Origin of the sequence: [Bacillus] selenitireducens MLS10, assembly GCF_000093085.1 — a bacterium.
GTDB classification, from domain to species: domain Bacteria; phylum Bacillota; class Bacilli; order Bacillales; family Salisediminibacteriaceae; genus Salisediminibacterium; species Salisediminibacterium selenitireducens.
Genome location: NC_014219.1, coordinates 2068980 through 2091671 on the forward strand (window position 1 = coordinate 2068980; position 22692 = coordinate 2091671).

At 45.4% G+C, this 22692-nt stretch carries 23 protein-coding genes, 1 tRNA gene and 1 pseudogene; 21 read left to right on the forward strand and 4 right to left on the reverse strand.

Annotated elements, in window-relative coordinates:
• Positions 1-10: 10 nt before the first annotated feature.
• A complete protein-coding gene (locus BSEL_RS09540; RefSeq protein WP_013172789.1) occupies positions 11-550 on the forward strand; it encodes a 4Fe-4S dicluster domain-containing protein in 540 nt (179 codons plus the stop codon).
• A 12-nt stretch (positions 551-562) separates the two neighbouring features.
• The gene (locus BSEL_RS09545) at positions 563-1435 is read left to right on the forward strand and encodes a dimethyl sulfoxide reductase anchor subunit family protein (RefSeq protein WP_013172790.1); all 873 of its coding nucleotides are present in this window, start codon (positions 563-565) and stop codon (positions 1433-1435) included.
• 77 nt (positions 1436-1512) lie between these two features.
• Here the strand turns inward: BSEL_RS09545 and cofH are convergent, their stop codons facing one another.
• Genes cofH through BSEL_RS09560 form a run of 3 tightly spaced genes read right to left on the reverse strand, consistent with a single transcriptional unit; the run spans position 1513 to position 4780 of the window.
• Complete coding sequence (cofH, locus tag BSEL_RS09550) at positions 1513-2688, reverse strand: 5-amino-6-(D-ribitylamino)uracil--L-tyrosine 4-hydroxyphenyl transferase CofH (RefSeq protein WP_013172791.1); 1176 nt, start codon at positions 2686-2688, stop codon at positions 1513-1515.
• Positions 2654-3775 carry a 7,8-didemethyl-8-hydroxy-5-deazariboflavin synthase CofG gene (gene cofG / locus BSEL_RS09555; protein ID WP_013172792.1) on the reverse strand — a complete coding sequence of 374 codons (1122 nt, stop codon included), beginning with the start codon at positions 3773-3775 and terminating at the stop codon, positions 2654-2656. The genes cofH and cofG overlap by 35 nt, the downstream gene beginning before the upstream one ends.
• Positions 3776-3802: 27 nt before the next feature.
• Positions 3803-4780: a methyl-accepting chemotaxis protein gene (locus BSEL_RS09560; RefSeq protein WP_013172793.1), complete on the reverse strand. Its 978-nt coding sequence runs from the start codon at positions 4778-4780 to the stop codon at positions 3803-3805.
• Between the two features lie 331 nt (positions 4781-5111).
• On the opposite strand from BSEL_RS09560, the gene BSEL_RS09565 reads away from it, so the two are divergent.
• Both BSEL_RS09565 and BSEL_RS09570 read left to right on the forward strand, forming a co-directional pair.
• Positions 5112-5654 (forward strand): DICT sensory domain-containing protein, encoded by a 543-nt coding sequence (locus BSEL_RS09565; RefSeq protein WP_013172794.1) that lies wholly within the window; start codon positions 5112-5114, stop codon positions 5652-5654.
• A 138-nt stretch (positions 5655-5792) separates the two neighbouring features.
• Entirely contained in the window at positions 5793-6647 is an 855-nt protein-coding gene (locus BSEL_RS09570; protein WP_013172795.1) for an alpha/beta hydrolase, read from the forward strand.
• A 106-nt stretch (positions 6648-6753) separates the two neighbouring features.
• On the opposite strand, the gene BSEL_RS09575 is transcribed toward BSEL_RS09570, so the two are convergent.
• Positions 6754-6850: transfer RNA gene (locus BSEL_RS09575), tRNA-Sec, on the reverse strand.
• Positions 6851-7008: 158 nt separating this feature from the next.
• On the opposite strand from BSEL_RS09575, the gene selB reads away from it, so the two are divergent.
• The 17 genes and pseudogenes from selB (at position 7009) to BSEL_RS09640 (ending at position 22685) form a co-directional block, all read left to right on the forward strand.
• Positions 7009-8895, forward strand: a complete 1887-nt coding sequence (selB, locus tag BSEL_RS09580; RefSeq protein ID WP_013172796.1) for a selenocysteine-specific translation elongation factor — start codon at positions 7009-7011, stop codon at positions 8893-8895.
• A 130-nt stretch (positions 8896-9025) separates the two neighbouring features.
• Positions 9026-9223: pseudogene (locus tag BSEL_RS18195) on the forward strand (SelT/SelW/SelH family protein); the annotation flags it as partial.
• 143 nt (positions 9224-9366) lie between these two features.
• Positions 9367-9495: a hypothetical protein gene (locus BSEL_RS18200; RefSeq protein WP_013172798.1), complete on the forward strand. Its 129-nt coding sequence runs from the start codon at positions 9367-9369 to the stop codon at positions 9493-9495.
• A gap of 158 nt (positions 9496-9653) precedes the next feature.
• The gene (selA, locus tag BSEL_RS09590) at positions 9654-11075 is read left to right on the forward strand and encodes an L-seryl-tRNA(Sec) selenium transferase (protein WP_013172799.1); all 1422 of its coding nucleotides are present in this window, start codon (positions 9654-9656) and stop codon (positions 11073-11075) included.
• Positions 11076-11192: 117 nt separating this feature from the next.
• Positions 11193-13916, forward strand: a complete 2724-nt coding sequence (acnA, locus tag BSEL_RS09595; protein ID WP_013172800.1) for an aconitate hydratase AcnA — start codon at positions 11193-11195, stop codon at positions 13914-13916.
• Positions 13917-14081: 165 nt separating this feature from the next.
• The gene (locus BSEL_RS09600; protein ID WP_013172801.1) at positions 14082-14561 is read left to right on the forward strand and encodes a VanZ family protein; all 480 of its coding nucleotides are present in this window, start codon (positions 14082-14084) and stop codon (positions 14559-14561) included.
• Positions 14562-14580: 19 nt separating this feature from the next.
• Complete coding sequence (locus BSEL_RS17075; RefSeq protein ID WP_013172802.1) at positions 14581-15402, forward strand: hypothetical protein; 822 nt, start codon at positions 14581-14583, stop codon at positions 15400-15402.
• Between the two features lie 13 nt (positions 15403-15415).
• Positions 15416-16921 carry an AAA family ATPase gene (locus BSEL_RS17080; protein WP_232970518.1) on the forward strand — a complete coding sequence of 502 codons (1506 nt, stop codon included), beginning with the start codon at positions 15416-15418 and terminating at the stop codon, positions 16919-16921.
• Positions 16914-17336 carry an acyl-CoA thioesterase gene (locus tag BSEL_RS09610; RefSeq protein ID WP_013172804.1) on the forward strand — a complete coding sequence of 141 codons (423 nt, stop codon included), beginning with the start codon at positions 16914-16916 and terminating at the stop codon, positions 17334-17336. Before BSEL_RS17080 ends, BSEL_RS09610 begins: the two co-directional genes overlap by 8 nt.
• 89 nt (positions 17337-17425) lie before the next feature.
• Complete coding sequence (locus BSEL_RS09615; protein ID WP_013172805.1) at positions 17426-17737, forward strand: hypothetical protein; 312 nt, start codon at positions 17426-17428, stop codon at positions 17735-17737.
• Between the two features lie 5 nt (positions 17738-17742).
• Complete coding sequence (nadE, locus tag BSEL_RS09620; protein ID WP_013172806.1) at positions 17743-18567, forward strand: ammonia-dependent NAD(+) synthetase; 825 nt, start codon at positions 17743-17745, stop codon at positions 18565-18567.
• Positions 18564-19418, forward strand: a complete 855-nt coding sequence (locus BSEL_RS09625; RefSeq protein ID WP_013172807.1) for a PHP domain-containing protein — start codon at positions 18564-18566, stop codon at positions 19416-19418. The genes nadE and BSEL_RS09625 overlap by 4 nt, the downstream gene beginning before the upstream one ends.
• Positions 19419-19504: 86 nt before the next feature.
• Positions 19505-19870 carry an EAL domain-containing protein gene (locus tag BSEL_RS18205; RefSeq protein WP_049773647.1) on the forward strand — a complete coding sequence of 122 codons (366 nt, stop codon included), beginning with the start codon at positions 19505-19507 and terminating at the stop codon, positions 19868-19870.
• Complete coding sequence (locus BSEL_RS18210; protein ID WP_049773648.1) at positions 19830-20711, forward strand: EAL-associated domain-containing protein; 882 nt, start codon at positions 19830-19832, stop codon at positions 20709-20711. Before BSEL_RS18205 ends, BSEL_RS18210 begins: the two co-directional genes overlap by 41 nt.
• Before the next feature lie 33 nt (positions 20712-20744).
• Positions 20745-21197: an MFS transporter gene (locus BSEL_RS18215; RefSeq protein WP_049773649.1), complete on the forward strand. Its 453-nt coding sequence runs from the start codon at positions 20745-20747 to the stop codon at positions 21195-21197.
• The gene (locus BSEL_RS17095; RefSeq protein WP_269815723.1) at positions 21118-21903 is read left to right on the forward strand and encodes an MFS transporter; all 786 of its coding nucleotides are present in this window, start codon (positions 21118-21120) and stop codon (positions 21901-21903) included. Before BSEL_RS18215 ends, BSEL_RS17095 begins: the two co-directional genes overlap by 80 nt.
• A 101-nt stretch (positions 21904-22004) precedes the next feature.
• Positions 22005-22685 carry a TVP38/TMEM64 family protein gene (locus BSEL_RS09640; protein WP_013172809.1) on the forward strand — a complete coding sequence of 227 codons (681 nt, stop codon included), beginning with the start codon at positions 22005-22007 and terminating at the stop codon, positions 22683-22685.
• Positions 22686-22692 lie beyond the last annotated feature (7 nt).

Genomic DNA, 22692 nt, shown 5'->3' on the forward strand with positions numbered 1-22692 from the left:
GGGACTGTAAATGGGACAGTTGGGATTTTATTATGATCTTGAGAACTGTATAGGATGCAAAGGCTGTCAGATTGTCTGTAAAGATAAAAATCAGCTGAAGACAAATGAGTTATTCCGGACCGTTCATACGTTTGAGGGAGGGAGCTATCCGAATCCTTATGTGGATCATGTGACGATCAGTTGTAACCACTGCGATTCACCAAAATGTGTTGAAAATTGTCCGACCGGAGCAATGCATAAGAGGGAAGACGGCATTGTCGACTATGACCACGAAAAATGTGTTGGATGTAAAATGTGTCTTTGGTCTTGTCCATATGATGGACCTGTCTACCTCGAGGATGAGGGAAAAGTTGCAAAATGCGATTTTTGTAAAGACTTGCTTGAAGTGGGGGAAGAACCTGCTTGTGTTTCAGCCTGCACCATGCGAGCCATTGAGTTTGGCGAAATTGAGGAGTTGCGTGCGAAATATGGGCGTAATCAATCGATCCGGTATTTCCCTAAGCTTGACGTGACAAATCCAAATATTGTGGTCAATCAGAAAAAACGATAGGAGGGATGACAGATGTTTGCACAAGAATGGCCCTTGATCTTTTTCACACTTCTCGGTCAGTTTGCAGCTGGAACGTTCATTTTTATGATGATAGCGAGGTATCAGTTGAAAACCCGGGGAATGACCGATCTGAAATGGGTATCGAAAGGACTCCTTACATTGATGGGGGTTATGGCGGTGGCGATTGCCTTATCCATGTTCCACCTTGGTTCGCTTGGTAATGCCATCTATACGGTGATGAATCTGGGCAGCTCATGGCTGTCGCGGGAAATCCTGTTTGCAGGACTCTTTTTTGGATTGCTTTTCATGACCTATATGTTTGAACGGACAGAAAAGCCTCTTGGAGTCATTTCCGTTCTTACAGGAGCTGTTGGAATCGGCGCCGTATTTACAATGGCAAGCGTCTATGCGACTACGATTATTCCGGCTTGGACCCACTTGAACACTTATGTTGGATTTTTCGGAACGATGGTTGTATTTGGCGCAATTGGGTTAGGGATGATCATTCGTTTGTATGATTCATCATCTTTGGCTAAAGAGCAGTATGTGTTGTTTATGAAAAAGGCTTCTCTTGCGGCAATTGCTGCTGTGATTATTCAGCTTGTTATGATGCCTGTTTATCTTACCGGGCTTGCAGGAGGAGGGCCCGCTGCACAAATGAGTTTGCAAGTGCTATTTGACGGAAACGTGTGGCTGATGATTTCAAGGTGGCTTTTGACAATTGTGGGGGGTTCTCTCTTGATCGTCAGTTTTTATAAGGCACGAAAAACCATCTCAGTCAAAATGCCGGCGTTTGTCTATGTTGCAGTAGCATTTATTCTGGCAGGAGAATTCACAGGACGGTATTTGTTCTATCTCTCGGGTATCCCGATGAATATTGGATAACAGAAAACTTCAACAAGGCCCTCACACATGATTCGTGTGAGGGCCTTGATAATTTATATCGGAAATGAAGTCAACGATCAGATAGTGACGCTGCCGGATGAAGCGGGTTCATAAGGAGAAATGGCTGTGTACAAGGTGTCCCGAATGGCGGGCGTCTTTCCGGCTTTTTGAATATAGGCCGCAATCTCTTCAGCAGAGAGATATTCTCCGAATTTTGACCCGGCCTGTTTGGAGATGTTTTCTTCCATCAGCGTTCCGCCAAAGTCGTTGGCGCCTGCATGCAACAATTCACTTCCTCTTTCCGGACCTAACTTCACCCAGCTTAACTGGATATTATCGATTAATCCATGAAGCAGAATGCGGGATAGGGCGTGAACTTTTTTGTGCTCATCATAGGTGGCTCCGGCTCTTGCCCGGCCGAACTTATACGCGTGAGTATCATAGTGAATAAATCCCAAAGGCACAAATTCCGTAAAACCGCCGGTGTCTTTTTGAATCTCTCGCAGCCGGAACAGGTGGTTTACCCAGTCATCAGGTGTTTCTACATGACCATACATCATGGTGCTTGTACTTCTGATGCCGTTTTGATGCGCAGTTCTTATAATTTCTTCCCACCGATCGGCTGTCAGCTTGACAGGAGACAGTTTTTGCCGGATCCGATCATCGAGAATCTCGGCTGCGGTTCCGGGGATGCTTCCAAGGCCTGCTTTTTTCAAGGCCTGAAAATAAGCATTCAGGGACATACCGGTTTTTTCAACACCGTAATCAATCTCCATAGGAGAAAAAGCATGGATATGAATGGCAGGGAAGGCATCTTTAATGGCTTTGACCATATCGATATAGTGTGTTGCCGGCATTGTTTCTTCGAGTCCCCCTTGAATACAGACTTCTGTCGCTCCCAGTTCAACTGCTTCTGCGGTTTTTGCAATCATTTGATCAAGGGTTAAAAAATAGGCATCTTTAGACGTCCTCGATCGACTGAACCCGCAAAAGGAACAACCGACAAAACAGACATTTGTAAAGTTGATATTACGGTTCAACGTGAAGGTCACCCGATCTCCGACGGTTTCTGCCCGCATCTGATCGGCTGTCTCGGCCATTGCATCTATGTCGGCTCCTTCTGCATAGGCAAGGATTCTTGCATCCGACTTGGATGGCTCCATACCCCGTGACAACTTTGTCAGGACTTCTTTCACTTCATCTTTCGCATGGCTCAGGTCAGGCATTTGGTGCAATGGTCTCAAGCTGTTCACGTCCTTTCAAATTTTGCACTGCAGACCAGGCGGGTTCAGATATCCATTCAGGTCGGAAGTACTTGTTATAGACTGGCAGTCGTTCTTGCAGTGTCTGTCCTTTTTCAGCCGTTATTTCCCGTAATCGATCAATTGCCGGCCATGGTGCTTCAGGATTGATGTAATCCAGAGTCAGTGGACTGACGCCTCCGAAGTCCGTAATGCCGGCGTCAATCAGCTTACGTAAATAATCCCGATTGAGATTCGGTGGAACTTGAATGTGCATCTCACCTTGGTACATCAAGTTTGCGAGCGCACACAATCGAAGCATGGTATCTTCACCGACCTTATTGTCAATCAGATGATCCATCCCGTCTTTCGGTTGAAAGTTTTGGATGATCACTTCCTGGATATGTCCATATTGATCATTGATACGTTTTATTTCGAGAAGTGTATCGACCCGCTCTGCCCAAGTCTCGCCAATTCCGACAAGGAGTCCCGTTGTGAACGGAATTTTCAACTTGCCTGCTTCTTCGATCATCCGGATCCTTCTGTGAGGCCATTTATCGGGAGCATGCTCGTGTACTTCTCCTGGCATCATCAGCCGCTCACTCGTTGTTTCAAGCATCATTCCCATACTGGGATTGTATGGCTTCAGGTTTTTCAGTTGATGGTTTGTCAGAACCCCTGCATTTGTGTGCGGCAGCAAACCGGTCTCTGTTACAATACGCTTGCATATATGGATTGTGTATTCAATTATGTTTCGAAAGCCGCGCTCATTCAGCCAGGCTCTCACTTCAGGGAAATAATCCGATTTATCTCCCATCGTAATCAGGATTTCAGTACAACCGGCCCGTTTGGCTTCATAAACCTGTTTCATAACTTCTTCTTCAGGAATGATTTCAGCGCCCTCATCTCCGGGGCGTCTTTGGAAGGTGCAGTAGGAACAACGGTCTTTACAAATATTCGTTAACGGGATGAAGATGTTTTTACTGTAGGTGATCGTTGATGCGAAGTATTGTTTTTTTGTTTCGAAAGCCTCGCTCATTAATTTCGGGAGGGGAGTTTGTGTAGCTTTATGGAGCCAGTATGAATGGGTCTGATTCATGATGCCACTCCTAACGTTGTTGTGAATCTAGGCCGTCTGATCATCTTGCAAATCAAATGGACGTACCCATGAGACCTGATCCAAGCCGGACAATTCCTGCAATTTTTTCTGAATGGTATCAATCTCATCTGTAACCATGGTAATGGCCATATCAAGTTCCATCATGGTGGACTGCTGTTCCATCATGGCTTCCTGATTATCTTCGGTTTTACCTGTTAAGGACTGAATTTTTTCTTTGAGCTGATTCAGTATCTGGACAGCCTCATCAGCCTCTGTAATAGTGGCCGCAGCTTCTTCATTAACTCCATGAATCTGATCATTGACATCTTCGACTGCGGCACTCATTTCCTGAAATAGTGCGACTACTTCACCATTCTTTTCAATACTCTGATGAATGGATTGCACTTCACGTTTGAAGGTTTCTTCCTGGCTCTTCATATTCGTCGACAGGTCGGCGATGGTCTGTCGAATATGGTCGGCGGTTTGATTGACCTGTTCAGAGAGTTTTCGGATCTCCTGAGCGACGACAGCGAATCCGCGTCCCGCGTCTCCTGCTCGTGCCGCCTCAATCGATGCATTTAATGCGAGGAGATTCGTTTGTGATGAAATATGTTCGATGGTGGACATTGCGTCATTGACTTCTTCGACATTCCCGATCAGTTTCATGTTTTCTTCTCCGAATGCATGAATATTATCGGATACTTCCTGTAACTCGGATGAGAAGGTTTCTGTGCGGCTTTTGCCATCAGAAGAAATGCGGGTCACATCCGTGCTGAGTTCAGTGATGCTTTTGATTACGTCAGAGAGATTCATCAGTACCCCTTTCACCTGATTCATCTTCTCATCCACCTGATCCGAAAAAACGGAAGATTCTTCAATTTCTTCTGTCATTTCCCCTGACTTGACCATTACCGTGTCAGAGGCTTCTGTGACATATTGACCCATGGACTGCATATGTTCAGCTTGCGCGTGAACGTGACGCAGCTTTTCTAAAATCGGTTTCATTGACTGTTGTTTTGTATCGGTTTCTTCAGTATCTGTTTCGTTTTGCTCATGAGGAGCGGTTTCGATGCCGTAGACGACAAATACGGCAGCTAAAAGAACTGCTGTCAGTGATCCGGAGAAGAGCGGGGGGTAAAAAGGATGCTGATAAACCAGTCAAAATAAAGCCGGTGAGGATAGTGATAACGGCCCAAAGACGCTGATTTATGCTGTAATAATAACGAACTTTTTTCATGGTATACCTCCTGTTTTTATTAAATAAATTGCATCTGTATTCACCTATAGTTATAATGAAACTGTAACATAACTTATACAAATTATACAGTAAAGGGTGATGGAATTGGCGAATTTGAAGGATGTTTCTGTTTTTGAGACGGCTTTTGGTGAGGTTCCTGGCGAGACAAGCAAGCTTGGGGGATCTGCGAGTAATGAGACACTGTCTGCCTCTTCTCTGAAATATGAGACTAAAGTGCCTCAACTGGAGTACATGTGCCTGATGATGGAAAACATGGTTCTGACAAAAAAATTAAAAGGCACGATCTACGCTGGATTTCAGAAGCAATCTCGTGCAGAAGCGATATATGACCGCTATCTGGCGATGGCTGAGTACTCAGAGATCTACCTGTTCGGTGAAAAAGATAAATCGCTGCCGACGCATCCGAATATCCATTTTGTCGACCTGCCAAGCAATGCAGTCTTGACCCGTGAGTGGTTCCTTGTGATTAATGCGCCTGCATTCAAATCGATGATGGTTGCCTATGATATGGACGGTTTTGGTACGCATGAAGTGGAGGAAGACCGTAATTTTAAAGGCATGAAGTCCTCGAGTCCGAAGACCGTGAAAGCCGTATCAGAAATGCTTGCATCCGTCGTCTGATTGTGTCCCTTTACGATCGTTCATGCTCCTTTATTCGCATTATGAATGCGGGTAAGGGAGCTTCTTTTACGATCAGAGCCTTGCAAGCTTACAGGAAGCGATATCCGGGTAATGAACCCGGGTGAGGGGGAAATGGAAATGAGGACTTCGGTGTTTACGTTTTCTGACGGCTATACAATACCTTATTATGAGTGGACTGCAACAAAAAAGGCGAAAGCGGTTGTCCTCGGTATACATGGCATTACAACCGATCTTGATCAATGGCGTATTCTGGCCTCGAACCTGGCAGAGGCTTTGGCGATTGATGTGCATGTCCCTGTTTTAAGGGGGTATAAACCAAATGAAAAACATAAAGGACATATTGAGAATATGGAGCAATATGATGTAGATTTGACTGAAATGATCAATGAATTAAAGCAGGAGTATAATCAGGTAATCTTACTTGGACATTCTGCGGGTTGCGGAAATGTTCTGAGGGGGTTGTATTTACAGGACTTGAATGTCGGGGCATTGCTGCTTTCGCCATTTATTCATCCGGAGATGAACGTTTTTCGATCGCGCGAAAATGCCGGGGATGGCGATGACGGTGGTTATAAACTGTTTCAGATGCGTACAGTGATTGCCCATACGCTTTCCAAACTGGGCATCAAAATTGCTGAATCATTGCCTGTTGTGCAGGTTCCTTTGCGTGAAAAGCCGATGTTCAGGGACTCGGCAGTTTTTCAATACCGATTAAGTTATCGTCTGATGATGGGCAGATTTCTGAATCCTGACCTTGCTGTTGGATACATTCAGAAACAGAAAATCCCAATCATTATTGGAGAAGAAGACGAGGTCATCGATGCAGGCAAACTGGCCCACGCACTCTCTTTAAGTGGGCAGAAGATTGTTCAACGTATTCAGGGTGCCGATCACAATTCTGTTTTTCATCATCAGGACAGTCTGTCACGGATCATTGATGAAATCAGGGCCATGATGAATATATCAAATTGATTTAATGAAAGGATTGACTGATTCAGGTCATAATGATCAAACAAAGGGCGGAAAATCATCATGATTTACCGCCCTTTGTTTATTCAGTGATGTTGTTTGTATGTTATGGCGGGACCGTGTGGGAATCGAACCCACCGGAGATGGCACGCACCTCCCTGAAGGTTTTGAAGACCTCGGCAAGCACCAGCTACGCAACCGGCCCCATATTCGAACGACAATCTTAATTATAGCCATCATTGCAGCTTGATGCAAGAGGTGTGTTTTCATTTTTGGTCAAGAGGATTCAAAGCGTATTCGGAATCAGTGCTGAATATGCTATGATAGGGTTGCAGATGATAATCAGATAGAGGTGACAGGATTGATGAAACATTACTATACTGTTGGGATGGCGGGTCATATCGACCACGGCAAAACGACGTTGACCAAAGCTTTGACAAATATTGATACGGACCGTCTCAAGGAAGAAAAAGAGCGGGCAATATCCATCGAACCCGGCTATGCGCCACTTCAGCTTGGAGAGGAGATGGAAGTCTCGATCATTGATGTACCGGGTCATGAGAAATTCATCCGGCAGATGATCGCGGGCGTAGCCGGGATTGATCTTGTCTTGCTTATTGTGGCAGCGGATGAAGGTGTGATGCCTCAAACGGCGGAACACCTGGATATACTCAACTTGCTTGGCATTCATCAAGGACTGATTGTTGTGACGAAAAGCAGTCTCATTGATGATGACATGAAGGAGCTTGTAGAGCTTGACATTCAGGATCAAGTCGAAGGCACGTTTTTTGAAGAAGCGCCTTTGCATTTTGTGGACAGTGTTGATGGGGTTGGAATCGAAGAATTGAAAACAACCATTAAAGAAACACTCATTGACCTTCCGGCACGGGATGCGCGGGGGGCGTTCAGACTTCCTGTTGATCAGGTCTTTACGGTTCATGGTCAGGGAACGGTTATCAGAGGAACTGTCTATGAAGGGAAAGTCCGGGAAGGCGATCACTTGGAGGTTCTCCCTGCAAGAAAACAGGTTCGGGCGAGGCAATTACAGGTTCATCATCAAAAGCAAGAAGAAGGACGGGCAGGACAACGTGTTGCGATTAATCTTGGCGGAATTAATAAAGAAGACATCGCGAGGGGCGACGTTCTTGTTTCCACACAATATTACAGTACGACAACAACGGTCGATATCTCACTCGATACTGTCAAAGCTCTTCAATTTCCTTTGAAGCAACGCGGTTATGTTAAGCTGCATTTAGGTACAGCCGAAGTGTACGGGAAAATTGTATTCTTTGACCGAAACGAACTTTCTGAAGAAGGTGGAGAAGGTATCTTGTGTCAGCTCCGTCTCGATAATCCTGTTGTGACGAAACGGGGTGACCGATTTATTTTGAGGAGACCGACTCCGGTTGAAACGATTGGAGGAGGAGAGGTTATCGATCCTGCCGGCGGAAAATATAAATTCGGGATGAATACAGTACACATGCTTGAAAAGAAACGGGAAGGTACTCCGGAGGACCGGATCACGGATGCGCTTCGTGAGCATAAATTGATTACTGTACCTAAGGCAGCCAAGGAAACGGGAATTGAAGAGGAAGAAGCGGAAAACATAATAGAGAGCATGGTGACTGATGGAACGGTTCTTCGTCAGGGAGATAAAGCGGTTCTTGTCAATGTGTTTGATGAACTGACTGAGTTACTGGAAGAGGCGCTCAAAGTTGAACAGGAGAAACATCCACTTCGTGAGGGTAAAGACAGGGCTGTTCTTCTTCAGGAGTTCCCCCAATTTGGAAAAGAGTTGACTTCTCTTGTCATTGAGCAGGGTGTTCAGCAAGGAATATTTAAGAAAGCGGGTGCTTTTATTGCAACCGGTGATTTTGTCCCTGGTTTTCCGGATAAGTGGGCCAAGCGAATGAAGCAGGTCGTTGAGACAATCATAGATCAGGGTATGGAAGTGGAACAGGAAGGCTTTATTTTTGAACGGGCCGGGTTGCCAGAAGATTATAAGCAGGAGTTAAAGCATTTTTTAATTCGAACAGAACAGGTCATTCAGCTTGATGAGAAGCATATGATCAGTAAGGAAGCTTTTTTGAATGCCATTCATACACTTCGCGAGGAAACAGGTGATACATTCACCTTGCAGGATGCAAAAAGTGTGCTGGGATTATCGAGGAAATACCTGGTACCATTTATGGAGGCCCTTGACTCTACCGGTTATACGAAGAGGCAGGACGATGTCCGAAAATGGGTATAGTTTGTGTGTATTGACGCCTCATCGGTATTTGATTTATGATAAACTTACAGTTCACAAATCTTTCACAGGAGGTATGATGATGAGTTTACACGTCTCCATTGAATTTTGTATGCAGTGAAACTATGCGCCAAAAGCTGCGAGTCTCGCAGAAGACATTTTTGAAGATATGCGTCATGACGTATCCAAATTGGACTTGATTCCAAGTTCCGGTGGTGTTTTTGAAGTAAAGGTAAACAATCAGCTGATTTTCTCTAAGTTTGAAACGGATCAATTTCCTGACCATATGGAAATCATTAATACGTTACAGAGCAGAAAACAGTACGGATAAAGTCATCGTGGAGTCTGCATGCCCGTAATGGGGATGCAGACTCTTTAAGTTGGTCGAGAATTGATGTTTTCTTTCAGGTGTAATTTCTGTATAATAAAGACGTAAATACATATTGAAAGCGTTTGAAAGGGGAGAGGGAAATCATGAAGACATTGTTTAAAGGACTTTTAATTGGTCTCGGGATCGGTCTGGTTGTCTACGGAACCGGCTGGTACCGTGATTATCAGGAACAACAGGATATTGCAAAAGAACGGGAATCGTTCGGGAAATAAGTGTTGCGGTGAAAAAGGTGGTCGACTGACTGCCTTTTTTTCATGTCCGGGTACAGGCGGGATCGTGAAAAATCGAGGCTTCTCAGAGCACGCTTTTAGCAGTTTTCATCAAATCCTGTATAATAATTATTGAAGAGAGACAGAAAGGTTGTGATACAATGTCGCAGTTACTCAAGCATCTCCCTCCTGTCCACGAACTCATTTCTAATCCGTTTATCCGTGAGGCGGCTGAGGCTCGTCAAGTTCCGGATGGTTTGTTGAAAGAATGGTTAAAGGATGACCTAAATGCGTTGCGTGAGGACGTCATGAATAACAGTGAGAAGTTTCAAGACGCTTCTCGCGCTCTGTTCACTTCACATATCGAAGTGAAGATCATGGAGAGGCTGAATGGAGGAAGTTTCTATTCGTTGAGACCGGTCATAAATGGAACCGGAACAGTGCTTCATACCAATCTTGGCCGCGCCCGATTGAGTGACCGTGCATTGAAGCATGTTCATGACACATCCAAGCACTATTCCACGCTTGAATATGATCTTGCCGCCGGAGGTCGCGGTTCGAGGCTGTCGCTGATCGAAGGACTTTTGAAAAAAGCAACCGGAGCGGAAGCGGCTATGGCTGTTAACAATAATGCAGCAGCGGTTTATATGATATTAAGAGCCTTGGCGAATGATCAGGAAGTGATTGTTTCAAGAGGGGAACTGATTGAAATCGGAGGGTCGTTCAGGGTGTCCTCAATCATGGAGGAAAGCGGAGCCAAACTCGTTGAAGTGGGCACGACAAATAAAACTCATTTACCAGATTACGAAGACGCGATCACGGAACAAACCGCGATGATAATGAAAGTGCATACAAGCAATTTTGCAACAGTCGGTTTTACGGCGGATGTCGGAATCTCAGATTTAACCGGAATGGTGAAGGAAATGGAGCAGGAAGTCATTCTGTATGAAGATCTCGGCAGCGGTTCGCTTTTTGCCTATTCGGATGAAGGGATTGGTGATGAACCGGTGGTCAAACAGGCACTTGCAAAAGGAGCGGATATCGTATCATTCAGTGGTGATAAACTCTTGGGTGGCCCGCAGGCAGGGATTATTTGCGGCAGCAAGAAGCTGATAGACCGTTTGAAAAAGCACTCTCTGGCAAGAGTTCTGCGCCTGGATAAAATGACGCTGGCAGCACTTGAAGCAACACTGTTTGATTATGTTTATGATAAACAATCCAGGGATCTGATTCCTGCACTGCGTGATATTCGGAAAACAGAGGAAGAGATACAGGGATATGCGAAATCTTTCGCAGGCAGATATAACAGTTATGAATCATTATTCATTCGAGTGCATCCATCATTTTCTAAAATTGGTGGAGGTACAATGCCTTTGGAGGAACGCCCCACATGGGGGATTCTTGTTTCTAAACGAGGCGTATCACCGAATCAGACTGAAGCATTTTTGAGGAAACTCGATCCACCACTCATTGCGAGAGTAATGGCGGAAGGTGTATACATTGACTTTCGTACAATCAGTTCTGAAGAAGGGGCAATCTTGGCTGATCATCTGAAAGCGCTTGATAACGAGCATTTTTATTGATGAACGAGTGCACAATTTGCTAATCTGATAAAAGGAATTATGACGATTTTCCGAAAAAAGGTTTTAGACAATTGTGATAATCTGTTATATGATAGACATATAAGGAGGAATGTACATATGTCAAATGAAACTCAAGAGCTCTATCAAGCGAAAAAGCAATTTGAGGTGAATGGCAAGACGTATCATTACTACGATTTGAAAGCGATTGAAGAGGCGGGGATTGGGAATGTTTCCAAACTGCCGTATTCAATCAGGGTACTCCTTGAATCGGTTCTTCGTCAGCATGATGGACGCGTAATTAAGCAGGAACATGTTGATAATCTGGCTAAATTCGGATCTGGCGAATTGGCAGCTATTGATGTGCCGTTTAAACCTGCCCGTGTTATCCTGCAGGACTTTACCGGGGTGCCGGCAGTCGTGGATCTGGCTTCCTTAAGAAAAGCCATGGCTGATTTCGGGGGCGATCCAAAAGAGATTAATCCGGCGATTCCCGTTGATCTTGTAGTAGACCATTCTCTGCAAGTTGATAAATTCGGCGCTGCGGATTCACTTATGTTTAATATGGAACGCGAATTTGAACGTAATCTTGAGCGATACAAGTTCCTGAACTGGGCACAAAAATCACTGGATAACTATCGTGCGGTTCCACCGGCGACAGGTATTGTTCACCAGGTAAATCTTGAGTATCTGGCTAATGTCGTTCAAGAGGAAGAACAGGACGGGGAACTCGTTGCTTTTCCTGACTCCCTTGTCGGTACTGATTCACACACGACGATGATCAACGGTCTGGGTGTTCTTGGATGGGGTGTAGGCGGTATTGAAGCTGAAGCAGGCATGCTGAAGCAACCGTCTTATTTCCCTGTGCCGGAAGTTGTCGGGTTGAAATTTACCGGCAAGATGCCGGAAGGAGCCACTGCTACGGATTTGGCGCTGAAGGTAACGCAAATCCTGCGTCAGGCAAACGTGGTCGGTAAATTCGTGGAATTCTTTGGCCCGGGTCTCTCGGATATGACCCTTGCAGATCGTGCAACGATTTCGAATATGGCTCCTGAATACGGTGCAACATGCGGCTTCTTCCCTGTGGACGAAGAGACGCTGAACTATATGCGTTTTACAGGCCGCAGTGAAGAACTCGTCAAACTCGTTGAAACGTATACGAAAGCCAATGATATGTATTACACGCCTGATAAAGAGGATCCGGAGTTCACCGAGGTCATTGAACTCGACCTTGGAACCATTGAACCAAACCTCTCCGGACCAAAGCGTCCACAGGATCTGATTCCACTTTCTCAAATGAAAAAAGAATGGCGCAAGGCACTGACAGCACCGGTTGGAAATCAGGGATTCGGTTTGGAAGCTGCTGAAGCTGACCGTTCCGTAGATGTGAAACATCCTGATGGCAGAACATCGCAACTGAAGACGGGTGCAGTTACCATTGCCGCCATTACAAGCTGTACCAATACTTCCAATCCGCACGTTATGATTGGTTCAGGACTTCTTGCTAAAAATGCTGTAGACAAGGGACTTGAAGTTCCGGCCTATGTGAAAACAAGCCTGGCCCCGGGATCAAAAGTTGTAACAGGCTATCTTGAAGATGCAGGCCTCATGCCTTATCTCGATAAGCTGGGTTTCAACCTTGTCGGTTACGGATGCACGACATGTATTGGAAACAGCGGTCCACTGCCGGATGAAGTCGAACAGGCGATCAGTGAGAATGACCTGACAGTTTCTTCGGTTTTGAGTGGTAACCGTAACTTTGAAGGACGTATTCACCCGCTAGTTAAAGCGAACTATCTGGCATCACCGCCGCTTGTTGTGGCTTATGCCCTTGCGGGAACCGTTGATATTGATTTCGAAACAGAACCGCTTGGTCAGGATAAAGAGGGCAATGACGTCTTCTTCAGAGACATTTGGCCTTCAAATGAAGAGATTCACAAATCGATGCAGGAAGCTGTCGATCCGAAGCTCTTTAAGCGTGAATATAAGCGTGTATTTGATGACAATGAACGTTGGAATGCCCTGGAGACACCGGACGGTGATTTGTACGAATTCGACGAAGAGTCCACCTATATCCAGAATCCGCCGTTCTTTGAGAACCTTTCTCCGGATCCGAAAGATGTGGAGAAGCTATCCGGTCTGAGAGCTGTCGGCAAGTTCGGAGATTCGGTGACAACGGATCACATTTCACCTGCGGGTGCAATCGCGAAAAACAGTCCTGCAGGCCGCTATCTGATGGAGAAAGGACTTGAACCGAAAGACTTTAATTCCTACGGATCAAGACGCGGGAATCACGAAGTGATGATGCGTGGTACCTTTGCAAACATCCGCATTAAAAACCAGCTTGCCCCGGGCACAGAAGGCGGTTATACGACGCACTGGCCAACGGGTGATGTCATGGCGATCTATGATGCGTGCATGCAGTACAAAGAAGAAGGTACGGGTCTTCTCGTTATGGCCGGTAAAGATTACGGAATGGGCAGTTCCCGCGACTGGGCTGCAAAAGGAACGAACCTTCTTGGCATCAAGACAGTAATTGCCGAGAGTTTTGAGCGGATTCACAGAAGTAATTTGGTTCTCATGGGCGTATTGCCTCTGCAGTTTAAATCAGGTGAAAACGCAGATACCCTCGGTCTGACTGGTGAGGAACACTTTGATGTGCACGTGGACAATGATGTCCAGCCTCGTCAGGAAATCAAAGTGACGGCCACAGACAGTGATGGCAAAGGGACTGAATTTCATGTAATTGCCCGCTTCGACAGTGAAGTGGAGATCGATTATTATCGACATGGCGGTATTTTGCAGATGGTTCTTCGAAATCAGCTGCAGTCCGTAAAGAAATAAAAAACCATTACATTTCTGTGGATAAAGACAGAAAAGCCGGACCTGGTATCCTCCAGGCCGGCTTCTTTTTTGATTTATCACACAAAAGTAAGCGAATGGAGTTGCACATAAAGGCTTGAATATTCATAATGATAGAGTGAACTTTATTTGAATGGGGAACAATTTATGAAAAAACCGCAAGAAATGTCCAAAAGCGGTCCATTGAAATTCGCACTTTTGGTTATGTTTATAGTGTATATGGGATTGTTATTTTATATTGTCTTTTTTGCATGGAACCATGGTTCGAGCTTTGGCCCTGTGGGTCCCGGGGGACGAAATTATAACCTCGAACCAGGCCTGAGTATCGAACGGATTTTGCGGTACAGTCCTGATGCAACAAATCCTGTCCGGATTCTTGGCGGTAATATTCTCATGTTCATTCCGTTTGGTATGCTCTTTCCGTTACTGATTTTGATATTTTTTAATCGCCGCATGACCGTCGTCGCAGTCACTTTTGTTTCGGCCTTATTGTCTTTGTTTATTGAGGTCAATCAGTTTCTTTTTACTTACCGGGTGGCGAATGTGGACGACATTTTGCTGAACAGCCTCGGTGGTTTTCTTGGTGCCATCATCTATTCGATCATCAGAAAGCAGCTGTCGGCATGATCTCGTAAGGAGGAGACCGATGCAAAACCAATCCAATACAAAACGGTGGGAAGACCGTTTTCAGCAAATCAAAAAACAGCAGGCATCCAATCGGAGGGAATCGACTCTTTTAAGGCTGCTTGAAGATATCCGCATGGAAGTGGGCGAAGACGAAGCAGAGGTCGGGGAAACCTATGCGATGCTTGCCAATGCCCGATACATAAGGAAGGGATATTGGGATCACAGGGTGGAAGACTATCTACATAAAGGCATGAAGATTGCAGGTGTGTCGGACTTCGTATTCGAACTGCTCGCGAAGATGCTTCTTGATGAACTTCGTTCACTGCCTCTGCAGATGGAGTTCCCTTCTATTCGAGAGACGGATCACAGTCAGGGGAAAATAAGCAAAGTCGAACAAATTGGTGCAGATGCAGAAGCCGCAAAAAGAGCTCTTGATGAGTGGATGAGGCGCTCAGCCTGGCTCGATCAACAGACTGACGGTCGTTTTTCTGTGACCGATGATGAAGAGACCTTGTCTGCAGGTAAAAACCTCGCGGAGCGTTTATCTCTGACGCTTGCAGAACTCTTGAAGGCCCTTGTAGCATACAAGGAAACAATCAGCGGGATCTATGCTTCAAAAGAAAAAAAGAAATTTTTGGATGGTCATCTTGAAGAGGCTGCAAATCTGAGAGATCATATCGAACAATGGCGCAGCAGCATCGAAGGGCGTGAAGCGTCTTCTCTCACTGACCTCGAACGAATGACGGGTCTGGATGAAGTCAAAGATCAGGTCCGCTCGTATTATTATTACCTTCTTTTTTCAAAAAGAACGAAAAAAACAGGGTTATCAGTTTCAGGATGAACGATCATTGAATATGGTCCTGACGGGTAACCCGGGTACAGGAAAAACGACGCTCGCAAGGCGACTTGCAGAGATTTATTACGAACTGGGTGTTTTGCCAAAAGCAGATGTCGTTGAGACGGACCGTTCAAGGCTTGTCGGTGCGTACGTCGGGCAGACGGAAGAAAAAACGTTGCAAGCTGTTGAAGAAGCTGAAGGCGGTATTTTGTTTATTGATGAGGCATACAGCCTCTTTAAGCACGATGCAAGCGGAACGGATTACGGGCAGACCGTGATCGACACACTGGTTTCGGCGATGACGAGTGACAACTATGCAGGCAAATTTGCTGTGATACTCGCAGGATATCCTGAAGAAATGCGCAGGTTTCTCTGGAGTAATCCGGGTCTTCGAAGCAGATTTCCTGAAACCAACCATATTCATTTGCCCGATTATTCTACAGCAGAGTTACTTGAAATTGCAGAAAATGTGGCTTTGGATAATGATTTCATTCTCACTGAAGAAGCGTTGGCTTCCCTGTCTGACCACATTGAAAATCAGCGTGTGGATGACACATTCGGTAATGCCAGAGTAGTGAAAGATCTTGTCACAGAAGCGATATTTATCCAAGGTGCGAAAGCTGCCGAGAAAGAACAGTTCAATGAATCGGATTTTACGATACTGGATGCAGAGGCATTTTCGTTTAAAGTTCATGAAGATCATCAATTTGATCAATCCGGAGAAGAGCGATTGAATCAGCTTGTTGGTCTGAAAGAAGTGAAAGAGCAGGTATTAAAGCTCTCTTCCTTTGTTCAAGTCCAACAGCTCAGGAAAGATCAGGGATTGCCGGCCGTTCCGGTACAGCTTCATGCCGTCTTTTCAGGACCGCCCGGAACGGGGAAAACGACAGTTGCCTCAATTTATTCACATATTCTCCATGATCTCGGGCTTCTGAAGAGAGGCCATCTGGTGACAGCCGGAAGAAGTGATCTCGTTGCCGGCTATACCGGTCAGACGGCGATCAAAACAAAACAGAAAATACGTGAAGCACTTGGCGGTGTTCTGTTTATCGACGAAGCCTATTCCTTACTTTCAAAAGCAGCCGGTGATTTTGGCCGGGAAGCGGTGGAGACTCTCGTGGAAGAAATGACCCGCCACGAAGAAAATCTCGTAATTATTCTGGCCGGCTATGAAAATGAGATGAACGCTTTGTTAAACAGTAATCCTGGACTGACGTCAAGGTTTAAATCTTTTTTCTACTTTACATCCTATTCAGGAAAGGAACTGATCGAGATCCTGTCTTTGTATGCCGAGGACTACGGCTACCGATTTGAAGATGCCGCTATTTCATCTCTGGAGTCTTACGTCCGTGAACATCCCCCTGAAGGGAATGCGAGGACCATGAAAAACTGGCTTGAGGCAGCGATTCAAAGACAGGCATTCCGTCTTATGCAGCAAGAGGACTGGGACAAAAATCAACTGATGGAACTGAAGGCTGATGATTTTTTGTTAAACAGAAAGGATGAATCAAAACATGAGTAAGAAGATTTGCAAAGTATCATTTCCTGTCCGCTATGCGGAAACAGATCAAATGGGTGTGGTGTACCATGCCAATTACGTTATCTGGTGTGAAATAGGCAGGACCTCGTTGATCGAGGACATGGGGTTTCACTATGCGGACATGGAAAGAGAAGGCGTTCTATCGCCGGTGACAAACATCAGTCTTTCATATCTGAAGCCTGCAAAATACGGTCAGGACGTCCGGGTTGAAACAATGGTCAAATCGTATAATGGCGTGCGAGTCACGTATGGCTATGAGATCTATGCCGGGGATGACTGTCTGGTAACCGGAGAAAGCGAACACGTCTGTGTTGATGCGAAATCATTCCGGCCGATTCAGATGAAAAAGCGTTTCCCTGAATGGGATAAGGCCTATAAAGAGAGGCTGGCTCAATAAAAAGACTGTTTGATAATCTGACATTGCCGGATGGATTTCTTGAAGCCGACTGTCATTCTACGTATGATGAAATCAGGAGGAAGATGAAGATGGCTTTTGGCATCAGAAGACAAGACTTGAAAAAATGGAAACGTGAAGTTCAATCCGGAAAAGTCGCTTTGATTACCCATTACTGGTATGACGAACGATTCCCACAGTACAAAACGGTAACGAAAGCGGGTTGTGCAAACAGAGAGACGCTGATTTCCTGGGGTGAGAAACACGGTCTCCGGCCGGAATGGATTCACAACCGTGATCCGTTTCCACACTTTGACCTTGTCGGGGAGTGGGAATCAGGCATTCTTGAATCAGAACGGCATGATCCACATGCGGTGATTGTAAATGTTATTCGAAGGAGCTGATGGCAATGCAACATCAAATTATCAAAGATCTTTGCGTGAAAGAACGCATCGACAGTGAAGAAGAGATTCGTTTTCGTGTTGATTTTTTGAAACGGTATTTGCAGGGCAGTGGCATGAAAGGCTATGTTCTCGGTATTTCAGGTGGTCAGGATTCACTGTTGGCGGGATTATTGATTCAAAAGGCTGTTCATGAGCTGAATGACGAGTCTGCCGAAGCTTCACCTTACACGTTTTGCGCCGTCAGGCTCCCTTATGGCTCGCAGCAAGATGAGGCAGATGCTCAACAGGCCATTGACTTTATTGGACCTGATCAGCGCATTACGGTGAATATCCGTCCGGCAGTAGATGCTTCAATCGAAGCTTTCAGGGCAGCTGCAGGAGAGGATATGTCTGATTTTGTGAAAGGAAACACAAAAGCCAGGGAGCGAATGAAAGTACAATATGATTTGGGTGCACACTTTCGCTTTCTTGTGGTCGGAACGGATCATGCTGCAGAAGCAGTTACCGGTTTCTACACCAAATTTGGAGATGGGGCATGTGACGTCGCACCGTTATTCGGATTGACAAAAGGCCAGGGTAAACAGCTGCTTGAGTATTTTGGAGCCCCCGCGCTCTTTTATACAAAAGCTCCAACTGCCGACCTTGAAGATGATAAACCGCAACTGCCGGATGAAGAAGCCCTTGGTTTGACTTACCGGGAAATTGACACTTATCTGACAGGATCCGATATCAGTTATGAATCACGGGAACGGCTTGAATCCATGTATGGGAAGACCATGCATAAACGTCAGCTTCCTGTGACACCATTTGACAGCTGGTGGACCCGATGATGAATGGTCTTGCAGATTTGCATATGCACTCGACGGCTTCCGATGGCGGATATGGTCAAGAAGCGCTTGTCAAAAAAGCCGCAGATGCCGGTTTGACAATGATCAGTTTGACGGATCATGATACGACGAACGGACTTGAAAAAGCCCGTCACACAGCAGCGGCGTTGGGTCTTTCATTTATTAATGGTCTGGAACTGTCGACTCGTTTTGAAGGAGTCAGCGTCGATATACTCGGTTATGGTATTGATCCTGAATCTGCGTCTTTGCAGTCGACGCTGTCTTTTCATCGTGAACGCAGGCTTGATCGGATGCGCTCCATGATCTCGAAGTGTCAAAAGCAAGGTATGGAGATTGAAGAGTCCGATGTATTCTCTTATGTTACCGGAGATACTTACAGCCGGCCGCATCTAGCAAAAGCTCTTGTTGCCCACGGGTATGCGGAGTCTGTCAATGATGCCTTTAAACGTTTTATCGGGTACAACCGTCCCTGCTATGAATATAAAGAAGATGAGATGCATCCGGAGGAAGCGGTCCGGGTTATACATGAAGCAGGGGGGCTTGCCATTATCGCACATCCTGTTTTTTATGACCTTGACAACTCTATTCCGCATTGGTTTAATGCCTATGGCGTCGATGGTATTGAAGTGTATCATCGCGATCATGACTCTGCTTCTGTCCAGCGTTTTGAAGCTTTGGCATCATCAATTGACAGTCAAATGGGTTCTCGAATGTTCCGCACAGGCGGTTCAGATTTTCATCATGAATCGTTCGGTAGAAAAGGGGAAGAATTGGGCAAGACAAAACTGCCCTATGAAGAAGCACTGCGAGTCTTTGAATCCTTATCATCCTGAGAATCGATGATTTCTGAAAAAGACCGCGGCCGGCATGCTATAATAGAAGTATCAGTTGATTTTACAGATGGAGAGGAGGCGTTCTCATGGATCCGATCGAAGTGATGGATCATATTGACGATGTTCGCCCATATTTTCAACCGGTTTTCAACACCGAGGAGTACCGAGTCATTGGCTATGAGGTTTTGGCCAGAATGAAAGTGGACGGCCGGGACGTATCACTTGCACCTTTCTTCCTTGATCCTGAAATTCCAAGTGAATACAAATGGGAAGTGGATCAGAAAATTCATGATTTGGCTGTTAAGGAAATGCTCTCGTGGGGATCTGATGAGAAGCTGTTTTTCAACCTGGATTTACAAACACTGCTCGATCTCGATTGTGTTGAAGAGTTGATGGAAGCATTTCAACGGTATGAAAAAAAACGGCCTGTCGCCGGAGCGAGTTGTATTTGAGTTTCGTGTTGCCGGGTTTGAAGACCAAAGCGATGTTACACATATGTTCTTATACATGAAGGCGACCGGATTCAGGATTTCCATTGATGATATCAAGCTTGATGATACGAATCTCGATCATTTCTCGAAGCTTGAGCCAACGTATCTGAAGATCGACCTGTCGGATCTGAGAAGCGGAAAAGACCCCAATATGTACCGGGATATTCTGAATGCACTTGCATTATTTTCCCGGAAAATTGGTGCTACACTTCATTTCACCGGAATTCAGGAAAAATATCAGCTCTTGAATGCGTGGAAGTATGGCGGGCGTTATTTGCAGGGCTTCTATTTAAAGATGCCAATGCCGGAGCGTGTCGAACCACTGGATGTAAAACCGGTTCTTCAGAGTCATATTCATTCTTTCATCGTTGCCAGACAAGGGAAGCTTTCCAAGCAGATTGCTTTTATGAAAGAGATTGAACAGAAATTGAAGAAAAAGGGGTTGCCTAAACAGCATGATCAGCTGCTCCGGGAACTGACAGGGATCATGGATAATATCTCGTTTCGTATGTATATTTCCGATGACTTGGGCAATCAGGTCAGTGCCAACTGGATGAAAACAACAACTAACAGTTGGATTGCGGATGAATCAGCCAGGGGGAAAAACTGGAGCTGGCGAACTTATTTTCTTGATCACATTATGCAGATGAAATACCGGAATGTCGGTATGCTCAGTGATAAATACAGAGATATTAAAACCAACGAATTTATACGTACGTATTCGTATCCGCTTGATGAAGAGTATTACCTGTTTATCGACATTGATCCAAGTTATTTATTTGAACATGACTGGCTTCATTAACCGGACGACACGTACACTGAAAGAAGGGACATTGTGAATTCAACCTGGAATATAAAAGGGATGCTGTTTTTCTTTCATGCATCCATGACCATCATTATCAGCTACATGCCCGTGTATTTTCAATACATGGGCCTCAGCGGTTCCGAGATCGGGATTCTCCTGGCAGTGGGGCCTGCTGCGGCAATTATTGCTCAGCCGTTTTGGGGTTTTGTCAGTGACAAATACAAAACCGTTAAGCGTATTATGCTACTCTGTCTGTCCGTTGCCCTGGCAGTGGCTTTTATCGTGTTCCAGCTTACGGAGTTCATCCTGCTGGTGCCTGTCATGTTCATTTTCTTCTCGTTTCAGTCACCTGCAGGGGGGGCTGGGGGAGAGTCTCGGACAAAAGGTTTCAGTCGAACACGGTGTGTCCTTTGGCAGTATTCGGATGTGGGGCTCTCTCGGTTTTGCGACATCTTCCCTGGTTGGCGGATTTATTCTTACTAATATCGGTATATGGAACATTTATTATGTGTATGCGGCGATGATGGGTGTTGCACTGACGTTGACATTCTTTGCTCCGGACAGTCGACCTTCTAAGAAACCGGTTTACATAACAGGTGCCTTTAAACTCCTTAAGAACAAACAGCTCGTGGCGTTTTTATTGTTTATTTTCACGATCAGTTTGACTCACCGGATGAATGATTCGTTTATCGGCTTATTTGTCGTCGAATTGGGGGGCAATGAATCGTTTATCGGAATGGTCTGGTTTGTAGGCGTCTTTTTTGAGGCCATGGTTTTTATGCTCAGTGCATATTGGCTTCACCGTTTTCATCCTTTGACGAATATATCAATTGCAGCATTTTTGTACGTGATTCGCTGGCTTTTGATGTTTATGCTTAATGATCCTCTTCCGTTGTTGGCGATTCAGGTGCTTCACGGATTTACATTCGGTATCTTTTACTTAACCGCATTTCAGTTTGTAACAAGACTTTTACCGGAAGAATTTGAGTCAACTGGACATCTTCTGTTTATTTCAGTTTTCTTTGGGATCTCCGGTGTGATCGGTTCGATTGGCGGGGGACAGATTATCAATTATTTTGATGTCCAAAGTTTGTATCTCGTGATGGCGGTTCTTGCTGCGATTGGGCTTGTCAGCAGTTTTCTTTACCGCATCTATTATTTTTCAACAAACGGTAAAGCAGCAGAGTAACGATGGTGAGGGCCTTCTGACAGGTCCTCATTTCTTTTGTTTTGCTGGTTTGTCAGATATAATGAATAAAATAGGACGTTGTCGGAGTAGGGTGTGAAAATATGAGGAAATGGGTTGCAATGCTCCTGGTTCTTTTGATGATCGTAATCATCATTTGGCGCTGGGATTGGATTATGGCGCTCCGGAACGAAGATTTGAATTATTTTACGGAAGAAATGTTTGGACAGTGGGGATATGGGATCCTGTTATTTACGATCCCCTTGATGATGGTTCAAAACGTGGTTACACTGTTTCCTATACTGATTCTGATTGTGTTTCATTTTGTTGTGTTCGGTGTTTGGGGCGGGATTCTCGCCAGCTTTGCAGGGACTTTTCTTGGAGCTGTTGTCTGTTTTTTTCTTGCGAGATCCGCGGCAGGCCGGTTTTTTGACCGTTATTGGGAAAAGAATGAGGACAGGTTGAAAAAAGTGATTCATGCGATTGATCATTACGGGGTTTATATGCTGGTGCTCCTAAGGAGCATTCCCGTCATGCCGAGCAACCTGATCTCCATTGCAGCCGCGGCGAGCCCGATTTCCACAGTATCCTATATGTGGTCGACAGTGTTTGGGAATATTGCCATGATTGGTGTGTTAAGCTTTCTGTCCATGCCCCTTTGGGTGGACGAATCAGGGGCAGGTCCCGGTTATATCGTGTTTTTCAGTTTGTTTTTTATGCTGCTGATCGGGTATTTTCTGCGGCATTTGTATGAAGAGAGGAAGGTTCGTGTCAAGAGATCATAGGGGAGGC